Raw genomic sequence first — 18,335 nt, forward strand, 5'->3', positions numbered from 1 at the left:
ATCTTTCGTTTGGTTGGAGGTCGTTGTATTGAGCCTATTCAACATTTTCGCCTTGGCAGGCGGCCTGGGCCTGTTCCTCTACGGCATGGATATGATGGGAAAAGGCCTGGAGAGCGCCGCTGGCTCCAAGCTCAAGGGCGTGCTGGAAAAGCTGACCAGCAACCGGCTCATGGGAGTACTGGTGGGCATGCTGGTCACCGCGGTGATCCAGTCCAGCTCGGCCACCACCGTGATGGCGGTGGGATTCGTCAACGCCGGCGTTATGACCCTGAGCCAGGCCTTCGGCGTGATGCTGGGCGCCAACATCGGCACCACCATCACCGGCCAGATCATCGCCTTCAACGTATCGGACTACGCGCCGCTGTTCGCCATTTTGGGTATCCTGCCCATGATGTTCGCCAAAAAGCGCCGGATGCAGAGCATCGGCACCATCGTAGCTGGCTTCGGTATTCTGTTCATCGGCCTCAATATGATGGGTAGCGCCATGGAGCCCCTTAAAAGCGACCCAGGCTTCATCTCCTTTATGACCCACTTCCAGAATCCCCTTCTAGGGGTGCTGGTAGGCACCATTGCCACCGGCATCATCCAGTCCAGCTCGGCCACCGTAGGGATCCTACAGACCCTGGCGGCCCAGGGCCTGGTGAGTTTGGATGCCAGCCTATATATCGTGCTGGGCTGTAACATCGGCACCTGTGTAACCGCCATGCTGGCCAGCATTGGCACCAACACCAATGCCCGCCGCACGGCGCTCATGCACCTGATCAACAAGATCATCGGCGCAATCCTCTTCATTGGGGTGCTGTACATCTTCCCCATCACCGACATCGTGGCAAATCTTACGCCGGGCGTGCCCAAACAGCAGATTGCCAACTTCCACACCATCTTCAACGTGTTGAACACCTTGATTCTGCTTCCCTTCGGCGGTACCATGGTGAACCTGGTGACCCGGTTGATCAAGGACCGGGACACCGGCGGCCACGGCGGCAAGCGGCTGCTTTATTTGGACGAGCGTATCCTGGAGACCCCGCCCTTTGCCATGGTCCAGCTTCAGAAGGAGATCGGACGCATGGCCCAGCTTGCCATCGAGAACTACCGGAACAGCGTGGAGGCCTTTTTCCAAAAGAGCGATGATTTGGTACAAGCCGTCTTTGAGCAGGAGGGGTCCATCAACTATGTGGGCCGGGAGGTTACCCGGTACATGGTGAAGATCCAGGGCTTGCAGGCTCTGCCCCAGTCGGACAAGGACAAGATCTTCCGCCTCCACGACGTGGTAATGGGGCTGGAGCGCATCGGCGACCACGCTGAAAACATTGCGGAATTCGCCCAAGCCCGGATGGAACAGGAGGTTAAGATGACCCCCGAGGCCCTTGCGGAACTGCGGCAGATGTGTGATATCGTCGGCGAGGCTCTGGACAAGGGCCTGGCCCGGCTGATCGATGGGGAGGAACATCCGGAAAACGTGGCTCTGGTGGAGGAGATCGAGGGGAAGGCCGATGGCATGTTCCAGACCATGCGGGACAACCATATCGCCCGGCTAAACCAGGAGAACTGCACCCCCATGGCCGGAATGCTGTTCACCGATATGGGCATCGATTTGGAGCGGATCTCCGACTACGCGATGAAGATCATCCGGCTGGTCCATTGATCCATCCCTGGAGAACGGAAACCAAAGGCGGAGGGTACTCCCTCCGCCTTTTTCGTCCGTTGACAACGGCGGTATAATAAAACTATGGATAGGAGGGTGAGCGGAATGAAGAAAAGCGATTTAGAAGGGGCGTTGGCGGCGTTTAGCCAGGAGTCCCCGCTAAACTATGTGGGGGAGTCGGTGGCCATTGCACCCGAGGTGGTGGGGCTGCGGATGTATGACGCCCCCATCGTGGGATACGGCGCCGCGGACGATCCCTGGTTTGACCGGCTGCAGAACGAGGAGGCGGTGGGACACCAGTTTGAGAAGCCCGATTTCTGGCTGCCCGGCGCAAAGACCGTCATCAGCTTTTTTGCACCCAAGTCGGAACGGGTTCGGGAGGACAACGCCAAGGTTATGGGGGAACCCTCCATCTACTGGCTCCATGCCCGGAAGGAGGGCCAGGACTTCATCGATGGCCTCTGCCGCCGGATCATGGAACTGCTGGCGGAGCAGGGCTACCGGGCGGTGGCTCCCTCCCTGGACAGCCGCTTTCAGACTGGGGCGGTTCGGTTGAACCAGGCGGGGGAAGCATATCAATATCCCTTTACCAGTAATTGGTCGGAGCGCCATGTGGCCTACGTCTGCGGCATGGGCACCTTTGGCCTGTCCCGGGGCCTCATCACCGAAAAGGGGATTGCCGGACGCTTTGGCAGCGTGATAACCGACTGGGTGGCGGAGCCCAAGCCCAGGGAATATACTGGCATCTATGACTGGTGTATCATGTGCGGCCTCTGTGGTGTGAATTGCCCGGCCGACGCCATCACCATCGAGAAGGGGAAGGATCACCCCACCTGCTCGGCCTATCTCAGGAGCATCCCAGAGCGCTTTCACCCCCGATATGGATGCGGTAAGTGCCAGGTAGCCGTTCCCTGTGAGCGAACCGCGCCCGGCAGAAGGGTTGGGAACCGCCAATAGAATTCAAGATAAAAAGGCCGGGGAATGCCCCCGGCCTCTTTTATTTTTCGGTGGTGACGGTTAACTTCAGCCCATCGGTGCGGACGACGATGTCCCCGTCCCGATCGGTGCGGTAGACCTCCGTGCCGTACGCTTCCTCCAGCCGCTGGAAAATGGTGCTTTTCTTGGCGCGCTCCTTGTCGCCGTATTCCTCCAAGGGCTTCATACTCACCGCGGCATAGTTGGGCTGTACCCGCTGGGCGAATACCTGGGTGGTGGAATCGTTGGCATGATGGCCGATTTTCAGAAAATCTGCCCGCAGCTCATCCCCGTAATAGTTCACGTAATCCCGTTCCGCCCGTTCCTCGGCGTCTCCTGTAAACAAAAGGCGCATGTTGCCATAAAACAGCATCATTACCGCCGAGGTATCGTTGATATCCTCATAGTCTAGGGCGAGGGGACCCAGGAACAAACAGTCCGCCCCTCCAAAGGAGAACCGTTCCCCAGCCTTGATCTCCTTGACCGTCACTTCGGTATGTTCCGTCAGGGTGTCCAATAGGGTGCGGTAAAGCTTGGTGGTATGCTCCCGGCCGGTCATATATACCGTGTCCACCGCAACGTGGTCCAGCAGATAGGACGCATTGCCGATGTGATCGGAATGGGGATGGGTCAGGACCATGACGTCGATGCGTTGAATGTCAAGATCCGAAAGGGTGGCTTTTACGGCCTTCCGGGCGGAATCCTCCCCGGTATCGATGACCATGGTTTTTCCCTGGCTCTGAACCAGGATAAAATCTCCGTGGCCCACATCCACCACCCGGACGGACAGCTCCGGAAGGGGCTCGGTGATCTCCTCCCCCTCATAGAGGGGAGCCGACGGCAGGGAATCGCTGAATAGGGAGAAGGGATCCAGCAGATAAAATGCGCCCAATAGGCATACGATCAGTGCCAAAGCCAGGAATCTAGACGCTCTTTTCATAACATCACCTCTCAATAAACCTCTCGTCAATCCTACCACATCCGCTCCAAAAGGGAAATTCCCGGCAGGGGAAAAGCGTCTTGAAAAATAGAAAATGCCGATAGGGGGATGGACAAGAGAACGGGAAAATGGTATTAAGAGTAGAAGACATGGGCTGCAAAACCATGGATACGGCGGCGCGGCCGCCAGGAAAGGGGACCGGAGCTTCCGGAGAGAGATGGCAAAACGGGTGATGGTGGGCATGAGCGGCGGCGTGGATTCCGCCGTTGCGGCCCTTTTGTTAAAGCAGCAGGGCTATGACGTCCTGGGCGTATTTATGAAAAACTGGGAGGAAGAGGACGAGGACGGAGTGTGTACCGCCGCGGAGGACTACGACGATATGCGCCGCACCTGCGACGTCATCGGCATCCCATACTATACGGTGAACTTTGCGCAGGAGTATCGGGATCGGGTTTTTTCGGTGTTCCTTCGGGAATACCAAGCGGGGCGCACGCCCAATCCGGATGTGCTGTGCAATACCGAGATCAAGTTCAACGCGTTTCTGGAGTTTGCCATCATGGCGGATTGCGATGCCCTTGCAACGGGCCATTATGCCCGAATTCGGCGGATGCCGGATGGACGGGCGCTCCTTCGCCGGGGGGCGGACGCCAATAAGGATCAATCCTATTTCCTCTGCGGCCTCAATCAGGATATGCTGCAAAACGCCATGTTCCCGGTGGGTGGGATGGAGAAGCGGCATGTTCGGGAGATGGCCTGGCTGGCCGGCCTTCCGGTAGCCGATAAGAAGGACTCCACCGGCATCTGCTTCATCGGGGAACGAAGCTTCCGCAAGTTTATCAGCTCCTACCTGCCCACCCAGCCTGGCGATATGGTGGACGCCGATACCGGCGCGCGGGTGGGCCGCCACGAGGGCCTCTTCCTCTATACCATAGGCCAGCGCAAGGGATTGGGGATCGGAGGCAAAGGGACGGGAGACCCTTGGTTTGTGACGGAAAAGGACCTGGAGCGCAACATCCTCTATGTATGTCAGGGGGAAGGAAACCCACGCTTGTACCAAAAAGGGCTGGTGACCGAGGGGTTCCATTGGATCGCCGGGGAAGCGCCGGGGGAGGAGTTTTGCTGCACCGCAAAGTTCCGTTACCGTCAAACGGACGTGGCGGTTCGGGTGCGGGTGGAGGAGGAAGGGATTACCGCCCGATTCGACGCCCCCCAGCGGGCGGTGACGCCGGGCCAGTACGCCGTTTTGTACCAGGGGGATCTCTGTTTGGGCGGCGGGGTCATTCATCATGGGATATAGTCGGTAAGCGAACGGGGTATCCATGAAAACAAATGGGGAAAGGATAAAAAAGCCCACATTCTTTATTTTATGTTTCCAATGGTGAAAGAGACGAAAAGTTTTTTAAAAAAGTCTAAAAAAGGGGATTGACAGTGAGGGGATGATTTGGTAAGATGATCAAGCTCGCCCGAGAGGGGGAGCGGAGCACCTTGAGAACTACATAGTGAAAAACCAAGCGCAAACTAGAAGAGAGAAGCCAAGAGTTTAGAAATCGAGCGAACGGTCATCTTCTGTGTTAAGTAAGAAGCGAGCATGTCCGAAGGGCATGGTAGCAAATATTTAATACAAGAGTTTGATCCTGGCTCAGGACGAACGCTGGCGGCGTGCTTAACACATGCAAGTCGAACGGACGAAGCCCCTTCGGGGGCCGAGTTAGTGGCGGACGGGTGAGTAACGCGTGAGCAACCTGCCCATAAGAGGGGGATAACATCGGGAAACCGATGCTAATACCGCATAAGACCACGATAGCACATGCTAATGAGGTCAAAGGAGCAATCCGCTTATGGAGGGGCTCGCGTCCCATTAGGTAGATGGTGGGGTAACGGCCCACCATGCCGACGATGGGTAGCCGGACTGAGAGGTTGAACGGCCACACTGGGACTGAGACACGGCCCAGACTCCTACGGGAGGCAGCAGTGGGGAATATTGGGCAATGGGGGAAACCCTGACCCAGCAACGCCGCGTGAAGGAAGAAGGTTTTCGGATTGTAAACTTCTGTCCTAAGGGAAGAAAGAAATGACGGTACCTTAGGAGGAAGCCCCGGCTAACTACGTGCCAGCAGCCGCGGTAATACGTAGGGGGCAAGCGTTGTCCGGAATTATTGGGCGTAAAGGGTGCGTAGGCGGCCGATCAAGTCAGGTGTGAAAGACCCGTGCTTAACATGGGGGTTGCACTTGAAACTGGTTGGCTTGAGTATGGGAGAGGCAAGCGGAATTCCCGGTGTAGCGGTGAAATGCGTAGAGATCGGGAGGAACACCAGTGGCGAAGGCGGCTTGCTGGACCAAAACTGACGCTGAGGCACGAAAGCGTGGGTAGCAAACAGGATTAGATACCCTGGTAGTCCACGCCGTAAACGATGGATACTAGGTGTAGGGGGTTTAACACCTTCTGTGCCGGAGCAAACGCAATAAGTATCCCGCCTGGGGAGTACGATCGCAAGATTGAAACTCAAAGGAATTGACGGGGGCCCGCACAAGCAGCGGAGCATGTGGTTTAATTCGAAGCAACGCGAAGAACCTTACCAAGGCTTGACATCCCCTGACAGACATAGAAATATGTTATCTCTTCGGAGCAGGGAGACAGGTGGTGCATGGTTGTCGTCAGCTCGTGTCGTGAGATGTTGGGTTAAGTCCCGCAACGAGCGCAACCCCTACATTTAGTTACCAGCGGGTAAAGCCGGGGACTCTAGATGGACTGCCGGGGACAACTCGGAGGAAGGTGGGGACGACGTCAAATCATCATGCCCCTTATGTCTTGGGCTACACACGTGCTACAATGGCCGTTACAAAGGGAAGCGAGTGCGTAAGCAGGAGCGGAACCCATAAAAGCGGTCCCAGTTCGGATTGTGGGCTGCAACCCGCCCACATGAAGTCGGAGTTGCTAGTAATCGCGAATCAGCATGTCGCGGTGAATGCGTTCCCGGGCCTTGTACACACCGCCCGTCACACCACGGAAGTTGGGAGCACCCGAAGCCGGTGGCTTAACCGCAAGGAGAGAGCCGTCGAAGGTGAGATCAATGACTGGGGTGAAGTCGTAACAAGGTAGCCGTATCGGAAGGTGCGGCTGGATCACCTCCTTTCTAAGGTGTAAGTAAGAAAAGAAGCGGAAGAGGATCAAGAGCGAGATTGAAGCTGTTGGCGCTTTTCTGGGATGCGTTTGGAATCACTATGTGGTTATCGGGGTAGGGCTGGAAGGTCCTAAGCTCCGAGGCCGGAGACACGCGAGTCTGAGAGGACGCGGGGGTGTAGCTCAGCCGGGAGAGCACCTGCTTTGCAAGCAGGGGGTCAGCGGTTCGAACCCGCTCATCTCCACCAGCGGGGGCTCATAGCTCAGCAGGTTAGAGCGCACGCCTGATAAGCGTGAGGTCGGTGGTTCGAGTCCACTTGAGCCCACCAGCGTTTGAAAGAAACGCGGAGCACATTGAAAACTGCATAGGAAGAAAAGAAGCAAGGCAAAAGTAGAAATAGGTAATGCGAATTACTGAAAGCTACTACAATTTTACGTCGAGAAGACAAAACAAGGAACCGATCAAGCTAATAAGAGCGTAGGGAGGATGCCTTGGCACTAGGAGCCGACGAAGGACGTGGTAAGCTGCGAGAAGCTGCGGGGAGCTGCAAACAAGCATTGATCCGCAGATGTCCGAATGGGGAAACCCGGCAGTGGTAATGCGCTGTCACCCATGGGTGAACACATAGCCCATGAGGAGGGAACCCGGAGAACTGAAACATCTAAGTACCCGGAGGAAGAGAAAGAAAATCGATTTTCTGAGTAGCGGCGAGCGAAAGGGAAAGAGCCCAAACCAGGTGTCTACGGATGCCTGGGGTTGAGGACCCGCGTAATTTTGCGATGTGTTAGACGAACAACGGTGGATAACCGTGGCCGAAGAGGGTGATAGCCCTGTAGTCGAAAACGCAGAGCGAAAGGTGGGGATCCAGAGTACCACGGGACACGAAGAATCCCGTGGGAAGCAGGGGGGACCACCCCCCAAGGCTAAATACTACCTAGTGACCGATAGAGGAATAGTACCGTGAGGGAAAGGTGAAAAGCACCCCGGAAGGGGAGTGAAAGAGAACCTGAAACCCTATGCTTACAAGCAGAGGAAGCACGATTAATGTGTGACCTCGTACTTTTTGTAGAACGGGCCGGCGAGTTACGTTGTGTAGCGAGGTTAAGGTGTAGAGCACCGGAGCCGCAGGGAAACCGAGTCTGAACAGGGCGCATAGTTGCATGACGTAGACCCGAAACCGGGTGACCTATCCATGGGCAGGTTGAAGGTGGGGTAAAACCCACTGGAGGACCGAACCACACCAATGTTAAAAAATTGGGGGATGACCTGTGGATAGCGGAGAAATTCCAATCGAACCCGGAGATAGCTGGTTCTCCTCGAAATAGCTTTAGGGCTAGCCTCAAGAGAAGGCAAGCGGGGGTAGAGCACTGAATGGGCTAGGGGGCCTCAAAGCTTACCGAACCTTATCAAACTCCGAATACCGCGTTGCTGCTTCTTGGGAGTCAGACTACGGGAGATAAGTTTCGTTGTCAAAAGGGAAAGAGCCCAGACCATCGGCTAAGGTCCCCAAGTTCAAGTTAAGTGGAAAAGGATGTGCAATTGCTTAGACAACCAGGATGTTGGCTTAGAAGCAGCCACACATTTAAAGAGTGCGTAATAGCTCACTGGTCGAGTGGTTGTGCGCCGAAAATGTACCGGGGCTAAACTTGACACCGAAGCCATGGAATATATCCATGATATATTGGTAGAGGAGCATCGTGCACGGGCAGAAGCCATACCGCGAGGAGTGGTGGACTGTGCAGGAGAGAGAATGCCGGCATGAGTAGCGAGAGCGAAGTGAGAATCTTCGCCGTCGAAAGCCTAAGGTTTCCTGAGGAAGGTTCGTCCCCTCAGGGTTAGTCAGGACCTAAGCCGAGGACGAAAGTCGTAGGCGATGGACAACAGGTTGATATTCCTGTACCACCTTTGAGCGATTGACCGATGCAGTGACACAGTAGGATAGGCAGAGCGGGCTGATGGTAGAGCCCGTCCAAGCGTTGAGGCAGGTGCGTAGTGAAGTACGCGCACCATAATGCTGGGGCGTGATGGGGACAGAAAACAAGTATGGAAGCTGCTGAATTCACACTGGCGAGAAAAGCTGCTAGGGAGCAAAAGGGTGCCTGTACCGCAAACCGACACAGGTAGGCGAGGAGAGAATCCTAAGACGAGCGGGAGAACCCTTGTTAAGGAACTCGGCAAAATGACCCCGTAACTTCGGGAAAAGGGGAGCCTCGAGAGAGGCCGCAGAGAATAGGCCCAAGCGACTGTTTACCAAAAACACAGGTCTGTGCGAAGTTGAGAGACGAAGTATACAGGCTGACGCCTGCCCAGTGCCGGAAGGTCAAGGGGAAGTGTTAGGAGCAATCCGAAGCACGGAACTTAAGCCCCGGTGAACGGCGGCCGTAACTATAACGGTCCTAAGGTAGCGAAATTCCTTGTCGGGTAAGTTCCGACCCGCACGAATGGCGTAACGATTTGGGCACTGTCTCAACAAGGGACCCGGTGAAATTGTAGTATGCGTGAAGATGCGCATTGCCCGCGATAGGACGGAAAGACCCCGTAGAGCTTTACTGTAGCCTGACATTGGATTTTGGTAACAGATGTACAGAATAGGTGGGAGACTGGGAACCACGGACGCCAGTTCGTGGGGAGTCACCTTTGGGATACCACTCTTTTGTTACTGGAGTTCTAACGTTGCGCGGTGATCCCGGTAGCGGACATTGTCAGGTGGGCAGTTTGACTGGGGCGGTCGCCTCCGAAAGAGTAACGGAGGCGCCCAAAGGTTCCCTCAGAATGGTTGGAAATCATTCGCAGAGTGTAAAGGCAGAAGGGGGCCTGACAGCGAGAGAGACATTTCGAGCTGGGACGAAAGTCGGGCTTAGTGATCCGGCGGCATTGAGTGGGTGAGCCGTCGCTCAACGGATAAAAGCTACCTCGGGGATAACAGGCTTATCTCCCCCAAGAGTCCACATCGACGGGGAGGTTTGGCACCTCGATGTCGGCTCGTCGCATCCTGGGGCTGGAGCAGGTCCCAAGGGTTTGGCTGTTCGCCAATTAAAGCGGCACGCGAGCTGGGTTCAGAACGTCGTGAGACAGTTCGGTCCCTATCCATCGTGGGCGCAGGAGATTTGAAAGGAGCTGTCCTTAGTACGAGAGGACCAGGATGGACGCACCTATGGTGTACCGGTTGTTCTGCCAAGAGCATGGCCGGGTAGCTAAGTGCGGACGGGATAAACGCTGAAAGCATCTAAGCGTGAAGCCCCCCTTAAGATAAGATCTCCCATCCTTATGGAGTAAGACCCCTTGAAGACTACAAGGTAGATAGGCCGGAGGTGGAAGCGCAGTAATGCGTGCAGCTGACCGGTACTAATAGGTCGAGGGCTTGATCAAGCATACGACTTTGTTAAGTCGGAAGACGTAGAATTTCTTGCTTCCTTCTCCTATGTGGTTTCCTTTGTGCTCATAAAAATAGCACTCTGGTATACAATAGAATAAACGATCCTCAATAGCTCAGTTGGTAGAGCGTTCGGCTGTTAACCGAAATGTCGTAGGTTCGAGTCCTACTTGAGGAGCCATTTCCGGTGGTAATGGCTAAGGGGATCCACCTGTTCCCATTCCGAACACAGCAGTTAAGCCCTTACACGTCGACAATACTTGGCTGGCAACGGCCTGGGAAGATAGATCGCCGCCGGATTCTAAAACGAAGCGGCCACAGATTTTGCTCTGTGGCCGCTTTGTGGTTTTGGAACTACGCTATAGGTCCCAGCAGTGCGATGGCACAATAAGCGCTGACGCCCTGATCGGCCAGCAGCAGCGGCTCATTTGCCTGTATGCAGAGTTGTAGCACATCCCCTTGATACAGGGGTAGAATGGTTTGACAGGAGATGGAAACGCCGCCCTGGGGCACAGTGCGCTTGGAAGGCATCAGAGCGGTGCCTCCTACGGAGAGCATGATTGCGGCTTCCCCGATCTTCTGGGAGCTTGTGGAAACCCCGTAGGACAGAAGATAGACGCCCGCTTTCTGGATGACTATCCCTTGGCCGCCCTCCTGCATGGTCATCCCATAGAGGTGGTCAGCGCCCAACGGCAGCGCTAGAGTCTGGTCCTTTTCCCCGTTGGCGATGATAGGACGGCAGCAGGAGAAGCTGCCGTATACGGCGGGTTCCAGGCCGCCGGAAGGTCCCATGGGCCCCTGCTCCCCTCTCGGTCCCGGTTCCCCCCGTTCCCCTTTGGGCCCCTGTGGCCCTGCTTCCCCGCGAGGCCCTTCTTTGCCGGGAAGCCCCGGCTTTCCCTGCGGGCCAGGATCCCCTTTGGGCCCTCTTTCCCCCTGTGGCCCAGCAGGCCCGGCTACCGGCTCTGGCATGGGATATGTAAGCCTTCTTCCGCATCGTGGACACACCAAATAGCGTGGATCGGAATGCATATCTTTTTTCTCCTTTTTAAAGATTGGTTCATTTCAATATATACAAAGGGATGGGAAATGGTTCCCAAAGCCAAGTTGTCTCCTGTAAATGCACCTGTACGTTGCGGACTTTTTCTGTCCATACTATACTTAAGACAAGGGGAGGGGTTTTTATGCAGCGATACAGCGTGTTTGACATCATCGGCCCGCGGATGGTGGGGCCTTCCAGCTCCCATACCGCGGGAGCGGCCCGGCTGGCCTATACGGTTCACCGGCTTGCGGGATATGATGTGCGCAGGGTGGCGTTTACCCTATACGGTTCCTTTGCCGAGACCGGACGTGGCCATGGAACCGATAAAGCCTTGATCGGAGGCATTTTGGGATTTGCCCCTGACGATATGCGGATTCGAGACGCCTACGAGCTGGCTCAAGAGGCGGGCCTTTCGGTAGAGCTGATCTTTTCCCAGGAACCCATGCCCCATCCCAATACCGTACGAATCGAGGCGGTAAACGGCCGGGGGGAATCCATCGAGGTTTTGGGGGAATCCATCGGCGGCGGCAGCATTCGGATCACCGCCATCAACGGCCTTAGTGTGGAACTCACCGGGGAATATCCCACTCTGATTATTCAGCATCACGATTATCCGGGGGTGATCGCCCGGGTAACGGAGATTCTGGCGGAACGGTACATCAACATCGCCTTTATGCGGGTGTTTCGGCACGCGAAAAACGCCGATGCGTTTATGATCATCGAAACGGACCATCAGGTGGAGGAGCAGGTCAAGGAGAGTATCCTGGCGTCCTGTCAGGAGATCAGCAAGGTTTTCGCGGTCTAGGAGGGAGTGTCCATGGATTTTACCACGGGAAAGGAATTGCTAGAGCTGTGCCGGGCCGAGGGGATTACCATCGCCGAGGCGATGCAGCGCCGGGAGGAATCGGTATTTGAGACCAACCGCCGGGAGATACGGGCTCAAATGGAAGAAAACCTTTCGGTGATGGAGGAATCCATCCGTTTGGGGATGGATACGAAACGCTCCCAGAGCGGCCTGTCTGGGGGCGATGCGCAGCGCCTTCTCCGTTACAGCCGGGAGGGATCGGCCTCGGGGCGCGGCTTTTGCACCGCCGTAGCGGCCTCGATGGCGGTGGTGGAATGGAATGCCGCTATGGGTCGCATTGTAGCGGCGCCCACAGCGGGGGCCAGCGGCATTCTGCCGGGAACCCTTCTAACCCTGGGGCAGGAACGGAACCTGCCCCGGGAGGCCCTTGTAGACGCCCTGTTTACCGCCGGTGCGGTGGGTATGCTCATCGCCACCCACGCCACCGTGGCGGGGGCGGACGGGGGGTGCCAGGCTGAGACGGGAACGGCGGCCTCCATGGCGGCTGCCGCTCTGGTGGAGGCTCTGGGCGGTACGCCTCGGATGGCACTGGATGCGGGAGCCATGGCCCTCAAGAACGTTATGGGGCTGGTGTGCGATCCAGTGGGGGGCCTGGTGGAATGCCCCTGTGTCAAGCGAAACGCTATGGGAGCCGCCAATGCCCTTCTGTGCGCCGACTTGGCCCTGGCCGGGATTCAGAGTGTCATCCCCTTTGACGACGCGGTGTCCTCCATGGCGGCTGTAGGCCGGGCGCTGCCATCGGAACTGCGGGAGACGGCCAGGGGAGGCCTTGCGGCTACACCGGCGGCCCAGGCCTGTATGGCCTGTGCCGGCTATAAAGGATCCTGATAAAAAACCGCCTCCAGCCGTGGTCGGAGGCGGTTTTTTTATTTAGGTGGCCTGGGTCATGCCGATGGTGAGAATGCCCACGTTGTCCCGGTAAATGGAATCGAATTGGCTGAGTGGAAGGGGGCTTTCCCCCAGCCCTACCTCGATGGTGTAGCCCGGCCGGTTATAGTCCTGGATGAACCAGTCCTTGTATCCGGCAAAGCCCGAAGCATAGGGAGTGTCCTCCACGGAATAACCACTGGACCGACCCATCAAAAGGGCGATTTGCCGGGAGCGCGGGGGCTCGTAATCCAAAAACCGCCAGTAGATTACCCTCCCCTGGGAATGATAGGACAGGGTCAGGGAAAAATCGTGCTCCCGGGTAAAGCGGTAGATGGCGGCGCTTTCGGGCTGGCTGAGGGGCCTAGGGCCCACATAATCCCGTGGCCCGGGCTGGGTGTACCCCTGGGAAAATTTGATCCGCTGGGCGTTTTCCCATCCGGCGGGGTATTGCAGGTTTAAGTCCACCCCTTGGATGTTGGCTTTCCAGCCCTGGGGAAAGGGAACGGCGGGATACCGGCTGGCGTAGCGGCGGGCTTCCCGGTACCGGGGACTGGTGGTGGGAATGGCTCCGGTTACCAAATCCACCCCATCGGGGTTTACCATGGGCGCCATATAGAGGGTAGTGCTGCGGAACAGGATGGAAGCGGGGGTGCCGTAAACCCGGCTTCCGGTGGCGTAAGCCTGGGCATATTCCTCCAGGTATTTGAGCAGTACCGGCGTGGTGATCCATTCGTTGGCATGGTGGGCGGCGTTGTAGAATACCGAGGCAGGGCCGCTTCCCATGACCAAATAGGGAAGGTTGGTTCCCATGACGCTCTGCCCTAAAACACCGCCGCCCATAAAGGGGTACCGGGCCAAGAGCCCCTCGGTAACGAGGCCCAACAGGGTGCTGGTATAGGGGATGTTGGTGGGTACCACGGAGAAGCCCAGGGGGACGATGAGGGTCTGGCCCGCCTGGAGACGGTTGAAATTCACCATGGGATTGGCGGTGGCGATGGCCCCGGGAGCCGAACCGAACCGGCTGCGGATGCTCCTCAGGGTATCCCCTTGTCGGACGCTGTACACGGTATATCCCTTTAGATACGGGAGCAGGGCCCGCCAGGTCTGCGGTCCAACGATGCCGTCGGGGGCGAGGCCGTTCCGAACCTGGAATCCCTTTACGGCGTTTTCGGTTATGGGGCCGAAGATGCCGTCTAGGCTTCCAGGGCGGTACCCGCTCCGGGTCAGTCCGAGCTGCAATAGGGACACGTCGGGCCCTTGGCTGTAACGCCGCAGGATGGTCATGCTGCATACCTCCCCATCTGCGTGCTGTGGGCACGCTCCTACCGTCATCCTATGTGAAGGAAGGGCGATCCATGAACCCCGGTTCTTTGATTTTACCGGAGGATATGCTATACTATAACGGCTTATAACCCGGGGCTCAGGGAGCCACCCCTTCGTGAATACAAAGGTGAAGTCATGAATAAACCAAAACCGAAAGCCGCGCAAAAAAGCCTGCTGTCCTATTTCGGCAGGCGTACGCTGATCGTGTGCATCGTCATCCTCATTGGCCTGATTGCCATGACCATGTCCATGAAGATCAGCAACTGCTCCGTCCTGGTGGGGGACGCCATGTCCGCCCGGGCGGATTATATCCTGACCGGTACCCAGGAGAGCAAGGATGCTCTTAGCCGTTTCTTTACCCAGGAGTACCTGGCTTCGGGCGCCATCGAAGAGGAACGGCACCGGTACGACTCCTATAACATCAGCAACTACATCGACCTGCCCTCCACGGGCTGGATCTGGGTATGGCCCTGGAGCTCCAGCGCGTCGGTGCGGGTGTACGATAAGGTCACCAGCATCATGGGAGTGGCCATTACCGATGGGGAAACCAACGAAAACGGCGATACCACCGCCGTTGCCCCCACGCCGCCCCGCTGGCAGACCGGAACCTATAGCGTACGGGTCAAGCGGGTTCACGGCCAGTGGCTGGTGGACAGCATCAAGCTCATCAAGCTGGACGAGCAGGAGGCGGCTCCCACCCCCACCCCAGCGGCGGAGCCCACCGCTGCACCGGGAGCATAAGGGCTATGGTGGATCAACCGCTGACGCTGGGCGGGCGCTCCATCCAAGGACGACTCTGGCTGGCCCCCATGGCGGGGGTGACGGATCTGCCCTTCCGGGTGGTGGCCGCCGAGCTGGGTTGTCCTTTTTCCGTTACCGAGATGGTGAGTGCCAAGGGCATCTATTACGGAGGAAAGACCCTGGATCTGCTGCAAACCCATCCCGCCCAGGGACCGGGACTGGTGCAGCTTTTCGGCCGGGACCCTCGGCTTATGGCCCACATGGCCAAGCGGTTGTTTGACCAGGGCCTCTGTCGGGACGGCGTCGACATCAACATGGGCTGTCCTGCCCCTAAAATTGTGAAAAACGGGGAGGGAAGCGCTCTTCTGCTGGAGCCACGGCTCTGCGGGGAGATCGTCTCCGCCGTCAAAAAGGCCATTCCTCTGCCGGTAACAGTCAAGATCCGCCGTGGCTTTGGAGCGGGGGAGGACGTAATCGAGGAGCTGTGTCCCATTCTGGAGGAGGCGGGGGCGGACGCTGTGGCCATCCATGGCCGAACGCGGGATCAGATGTACGCCGGTCAAGCGGACTGGGACTGCATCCGGCGCGCCAAAGCCCTCTTGCGGATTCCCGTCATCGGCAATGGAGACGTTGCCTCCCGCGGGGACGCGGAGGAACGGATGGCGGAAACGGGCTGCGACGGCGTCCTGGTGGGCCGGGGCGCCTTTGGAAATCCATTCCTGTTCTCCAAGAGGATTTTTTCGCCGGAGGAGCGCCTGGCTGTCATAGAGCGGCATCTGGATCTAACCCTGGCCCTGCGGGGGGAACGGGTGGGCGTGCCGCTGATGCGCAAGCATCTGTGCGCCTATATAAAGGGGTTTCGGGGAGGCGCCAAAGCCCGCCCCCAGATCCTCTCCGCCAACACTCGGGAGGAAATCCTGGCCCCGGTGCGCCGGGTGATGCTAGCGCCATTTGACAAAGAGGAACGATAGGATATAATAGTACCATTCACAACCCAGTTGGGAACAAAAGGACGGGTTGAAAGGACCGTTTTTTCGGGTGGAAAGCCCGGCTGCGGCGCCTTTGGGCCGTCGTCTTTTTGTTATGGAGTGCCTCTGGGAACGGCGTCAGCCGTGGTCCAGGGGCGGCGGCGTGACGATGATGCCGGGCGGGCCATAGGGCCCAGCCCAGCACGGATAGGAGGAAGCAGCATGGAGAACAGCACCATTTTGACGGCGGAGGGCGCTCAGAAGCTGGAGGAACAGCTGGAGTATCTTAAGACCGTAGCCCGTAAGGAGATTGCCCAGCAGATCAAGGTCGCCCGGGAGTTTGGGGACCTTTCGGAGAATGCTGAATACGATGAGGCCAAAAACGAGCAGGCTCGCATCGAAGGGGAGATCGTGGAACTGGAGAAGAAGCTCCGGGGCGCTACCATTATCGATGAAAGCACCCTGGACCGTTCGGTGGTACACATCGGCGCCGCGGTGGATTTGAAGGATCAGGCCGGCAAGAAGTTTCAGTTTACCATTGTGGGCTCCACCGAGGCGGACCCCTTAAAGGGCCGCATCTCCAATGAGTCCCCGGTGGGGGCTGCCCTTTTGGGGCACCACAAGGGAGATCGGGTGGAGGTAACCACCCCTGCCGGCGTACAGACCTATACCATTCTGGCCATCAACTGAGGAGTGACCAACATGGCGGAGGACCATACCAACGAGAACAACATCATAGAGGAAACCATCAACGAGGAGGAGCTCAGCGAGCAGCGGCGTATCCGGCGGGAAAAGCTGGATGCCCTTCGGGCCGCAGGGCAGGATCCCTATCGCGTCAGCCGGTTTGAACGGACCGCCAATTCCCAGGCCGTAAAGGGAACGGCGGAGCTGATGGATGCCCGGGTGTCGGTGGCGGGACGGATCGTGTCCCGGCGGATCATGGGCAAGGCCTCCTTCTGCCATATTCTGGACGAGGCGGGGGAGCTTCAGCTCTATCTGCGTCGGGACGATGTGGGGACGGAGAGCTACCAGGGCTTTAAGGCCATGGACATCGGAGACCTCATCGGGGTAACGGGCAAGGTGTTTACCACCAAAACAGGGGAGATCAGCGTCCATGTGGAGGAGATCACCCTTTTGAGCAAGAGCCTCATTCCCCTGCCCGAGAAGTTCCACGGCCTAAAGGATACCGATCTCCGGTACCGCCAGCGGTATGTGGACCTCATCGTAAATCCCGAAAGCCGGCGGGTGTTCCGGATGCGAAGCCAGATCATCCGCGCCATGCGCAATTATCTGGACGAGCGGGGCTATATGGAGGTGGAGACGCCCATTCTCCAGACTGCGGCGGGGGGCGCCTCCGCCCGGCCCTTCGTGACCCATCATAATACCCTGGACATCGACATGTACCTGCGTATCGCCACCGAGCTTCACCTCAAGCGGCTCATCGTAGGGGGCTTCGATAAGGTCTATGAGATCGGCCGCATCTTCCGCAACGAGGGGATGGACGTGCGCCATAACCCCGAATTTACCACCGTGGAGCTGTACGCCGCCTATGAGGACATCGAATACATCATGGACCTCACCGAGGATATGATCCGCCATATCGCCAGGGAGGTACTCCCCGGGGCGGTAGCGGAGTTTGATGGCGCCACCATCCGTCTGGACGAACCCTTCCGCAGGGCTACCATGGCCGGCCTGGTTCAGGAGAAGACGGGCATAGACTTCCTCACCATACCGGAGGAGGAGGCCTTCGCCGCCGCCAAAGCCGCGGGCTTCCATGAGATCAAAGAAACCATGAGCCGGGGGCAGCTTTTGTACGCCGGTTTCGAGCAGTTTGTGGAGGATACCCTCATCCAGCCCACCTTTGTGCTGGATCATCCTGTGGAGGTTTCCCCTCTGGCAAAGCGCCGGGAGGACGTGCCCTGGCTGACCCATCGGTTTGAGCTGTTCGTCTGCGGCTCGGAATTGGCCAACGCCTTCAGCGAGCTCAACGACCCCATCGACCAGTACAATCGTTTTCTCCAGCAGGCCCAGCAGCGGGCCGGCGGGGACGACGAGGCCCATGTGATGGACGAGGATTTTGTCACCGCTCTGGAGTACGGCATGCCCCCCACCGGAGGCATGGGTATGGGGATCGACCGGCTCACCATGCTGCTGACGGGCTGCTACTCCATCCGGGACGTGCTCCTGTTCCCGACAATGAAGCCTATTGACAAGTAAAAGTCGAAAAAACCCAGTGTTTATGCGGGTTTCGGGACTTTCTAAACCGAATAAATTTACCTCTTTACACCAAATTTACACCAATCGGTGCTAAAAACGGTGCAGAGACTAAAAAATCGCATAATTTTAAGTTTCACACAGCTCCTGAGAAGTTACTGCTTCTCAGGAGCTTCTTTCATTTCTCATAGTTTTCGGACTACATCGCAAACTACACCAATCCTGTTTTTCTCAATATAATGAGGATAATCACAGAGGAA

General features: G+C 57.4%; 12 protein-coding genes, 3 tRNA genes and 3 rRNA genes. 15 read left to right on the plus strand and 3 right to left on the minus strand.

The window, feature by feature from the left end; all coding sequences use genetic code 11:
- Window positions 1-28 precede the first annotated feature (28 nt).
- The gene (locus KP626_RS08770) at window positions 29-1,645 is read left to right on the plus strand and encodes a Na/Pi cotransporter family protein (RefSeq protein ID WP_395976817.1); all 1,617 of its coding nucleotides are present in this window, start codon (window positions 29-31) and stop codon (window positions 1,643-1,645) included.
- A 105-nt stretch (window positions 1,646-1,750) separates the two neighbouring features.
- Window positions 1,751-2,602 carry a 4Fe-4S binding protein gene (locus KP626_RS08775; protein WP_395976819.1) on the plus strand — a complete coding sequence of 284 codons (852 nt, stop codon included), beginning with the start codon at window positions 1,751-1,753 and terminating at the stop codon, window positions 2,600-2,602.
- A 40-nt stretch (window positions 2,603-2,642) separates the two neighbouring features.
- Here KP626_RS08775 and KP626_RS08780 read toward each other — a convergent pair whose 3' ends face one another.
- On the minus strand, window positions 2,643-3,560 hold the full coding sequence (locus tag KP626_RS08780; RefSeq protein WP_395976821.1) for a ComEC/Rec2 family competence protein: 918 nt from the start codon (window positions 3,558-3,560) through the stop codon (window positions 2,643-2,645).
- Window positions 3,561-3,777: 217 nt separating this feature from the next.
- Between KP626_RS08780 and mnmA the strand changes: the two genes are divergently transcribed.
- The 7 genes from mnmA to rrf all read left to right on the plus strand — a co-directional run bounded on the left by mnmA (window position 3,778) and on the right by rrf (window position 10,355).
- Window positions 3,778-4,857 carry a tRNA 2-thiouridine(34) synthase MnmA gene (gene mnmA, locus KP626_RS08785; protein WP_395976823.1) on the plus strand — a complete coding sequence of 360 codons (1,080 nt, stop codon included), beginning with the start codon at window positions 3,778-3,780 and terminating at the stop codon, window positions 4,855-4,857.
- Window positions 4,858-5,176: 319 nt separating this feature from the next.
- Window positions 5,177-6,694, plus strand: a 16S ribosomal RNA gene (locus KP626_RS08790).
- 159 nt (window positions 6,695-6,853) lie between these two features.
- Window positions 6,854-6,929, plus strand: a tRNA-Ala gene (locus KP626_RS08795).
- Between the two features lie 4 nt (window positions 6,930-6,933).
- Window positions 6,934-7,010, plus strand: a tRNA-Ile gene (locus KP626_RS08800).
- 131 nt (window positions 7,011-7,141) lie between these two features.
- A 23S ribosomal RNA gene (locus KP626_RS08805) occupies window positions 7,142-10,051 on the plus strand.
- 109 nt (window positions 10,052-10,160) lie between these two features.
- A tRNA-Asn gene (locus tag KP626_RS08810) sits at window positions 10,161-10,236 on the plus strand.
- Between the two features lie 2 nt (window positions 10,237-10,238).
- Window positions 10,239-10,355: ribosomal RNA gene (gene rrf, locus KP626_RS08815) — 5S ribosomal RNA — on the plus strand.
- The 16S, 23S and 5S rRNA genes sit together here with 3 tRNA genes alongside, the layout of an rRNA operon.
- A gap of 54 nt (window positions 10,356-10,409) precedes the next feature.
- Here the strand turns inward: rrf and KP626_RS08820 are convergent.
- Window positions 10,410-10,847: a hypothetical protein gene (locus tag KP626_RS08820; protein WP_395976825.1), complete on the minus strand. Its 438-nt coding sequence runs from the start codon at window positions 10,845-10,847 to the stop codon at window positions 10,410-10,412.
- Between the two features lie 389 nt (window positions 10,848-11,236).
- Between KP626_RS08820 and sdaAB the strand changes: the two genes are divergently transcribed.
- Together sdaAB and sdaAA are read left to right on the plus strand one after the other, a co-directional pair.
- Window positions 11,237-11,899, plus strand: coding sequence for an L-serine ammonia-lyase, iron-sulfur-dependent subunit beta (sdaAB, locus tag KP626_RS08825; RefSeq protein WP_395976827.1), 663 nt, complete (start codon window positions 11,237-11,239; stop codon window positions 11,897-11,899).
- A gap of 12 nt (window positions 11,900-11,911) precedes the next feature.
- Window positions 11,912-12,787, plus strand: coding sequence for an L-serine ammonia-lyase, iron-sulfur-dependent, subunit alpha (gene sdaAA, locus KP626_RS08830; RefSeq protein ID WP_395976829.1), 876 nt, complete (start codon window positions 11,912-11,914; stop codon window positions 12,785-12,787).
- Between the two features lie 42 nt (window positions 12,788-12,829).
- Here sdaAA and KP626_RS08835 read toward each other — a convergent pair whose 3' ends face one another.
- Window positions 12,830-14,113, minus strand: a complete 1,284-nt coding sequence (locus KP626_RS08835) for a M14 family zinc carboxypeptidase (protein WP_395976831.1) — start codon at window positions 14,111-14,113, stop codon at window positions 12,830-12,832.
- Window positions 14,114-14,287: 174 nt separating this feature from the next.
- Here KP626_RS08835 and KP626_RS08840 point away from each other — a divergent pair, with 174 nt between their 5' ends.
- The 4 genes from KP626_RS08840 to lysS all read left to right on the plus strand — a co-directional run bounded on the left by KP626_RS08840 (window position 14,288) and on the right by lysS (window position 18,078).
- The gene (locus KP626_RS08840; protein ID WP_395976833.1) at window positions 14,288-14,893 is read left to right on the plus strand and encodes a hypothetical protein; all 606 of its coding nucleotides are present in this window, start codon (window positions 14,288-14,290) and stop codon (window positions 14,891-14,893) included.
- A 5-nt stretch (window positions 14,894-14,898) separates the two neighbouring features.
- Window positions 14,899-15,864 (plus strand): tRNA dihydrouridine synthase DusB, encoded by a 966-nt coding sequence (dusB, locus tag KP626_RS08845; protein WP_395976835.1) that lies wholly within the window; start codon window positions 14,899-14,901, stop codon window positions 15,862-15,864.
- A 219-nt stretch (window positions 15,865-16,083) separates the two neighbouring features.
- The gene (greA, locus tag KP626_RS08850) at window positions 16,084-16,551 is read left to right on the plus strand and encodes a transcription elongation factor GreA (protein WP_395976837.1); all 468 of its coding nucleotides are present in this window, start codon (window positions 16,084-16,086) and stop codon (window positions 16,549-16,551) included.
- Window positions 16,552-16,563: 12 nt separating this feature from the next.
- The gene (gene lysS / locus KP626_RS08855) at window positions 16,564-18,078 is read left to right on the plus strand and encodes a lysine--tRNA ligase (RefSeq protein ID WP_395976839.1); all 1,515 of its coding nucleotides are present in this window, start codon (window positions 16,564-16,566) and stop codon (window positions 18,076-18,078) included.
- Window positions 18,079-18,335 lie beyond the last annotated feature (257 nt).

This window comes from Christensenella sp. MSJ-20, from assembly GCF_044357945.1.
GTDB lineage: Bacteria > Bacillota > Clostridia > Christensenellales > QAND01 > QAND01.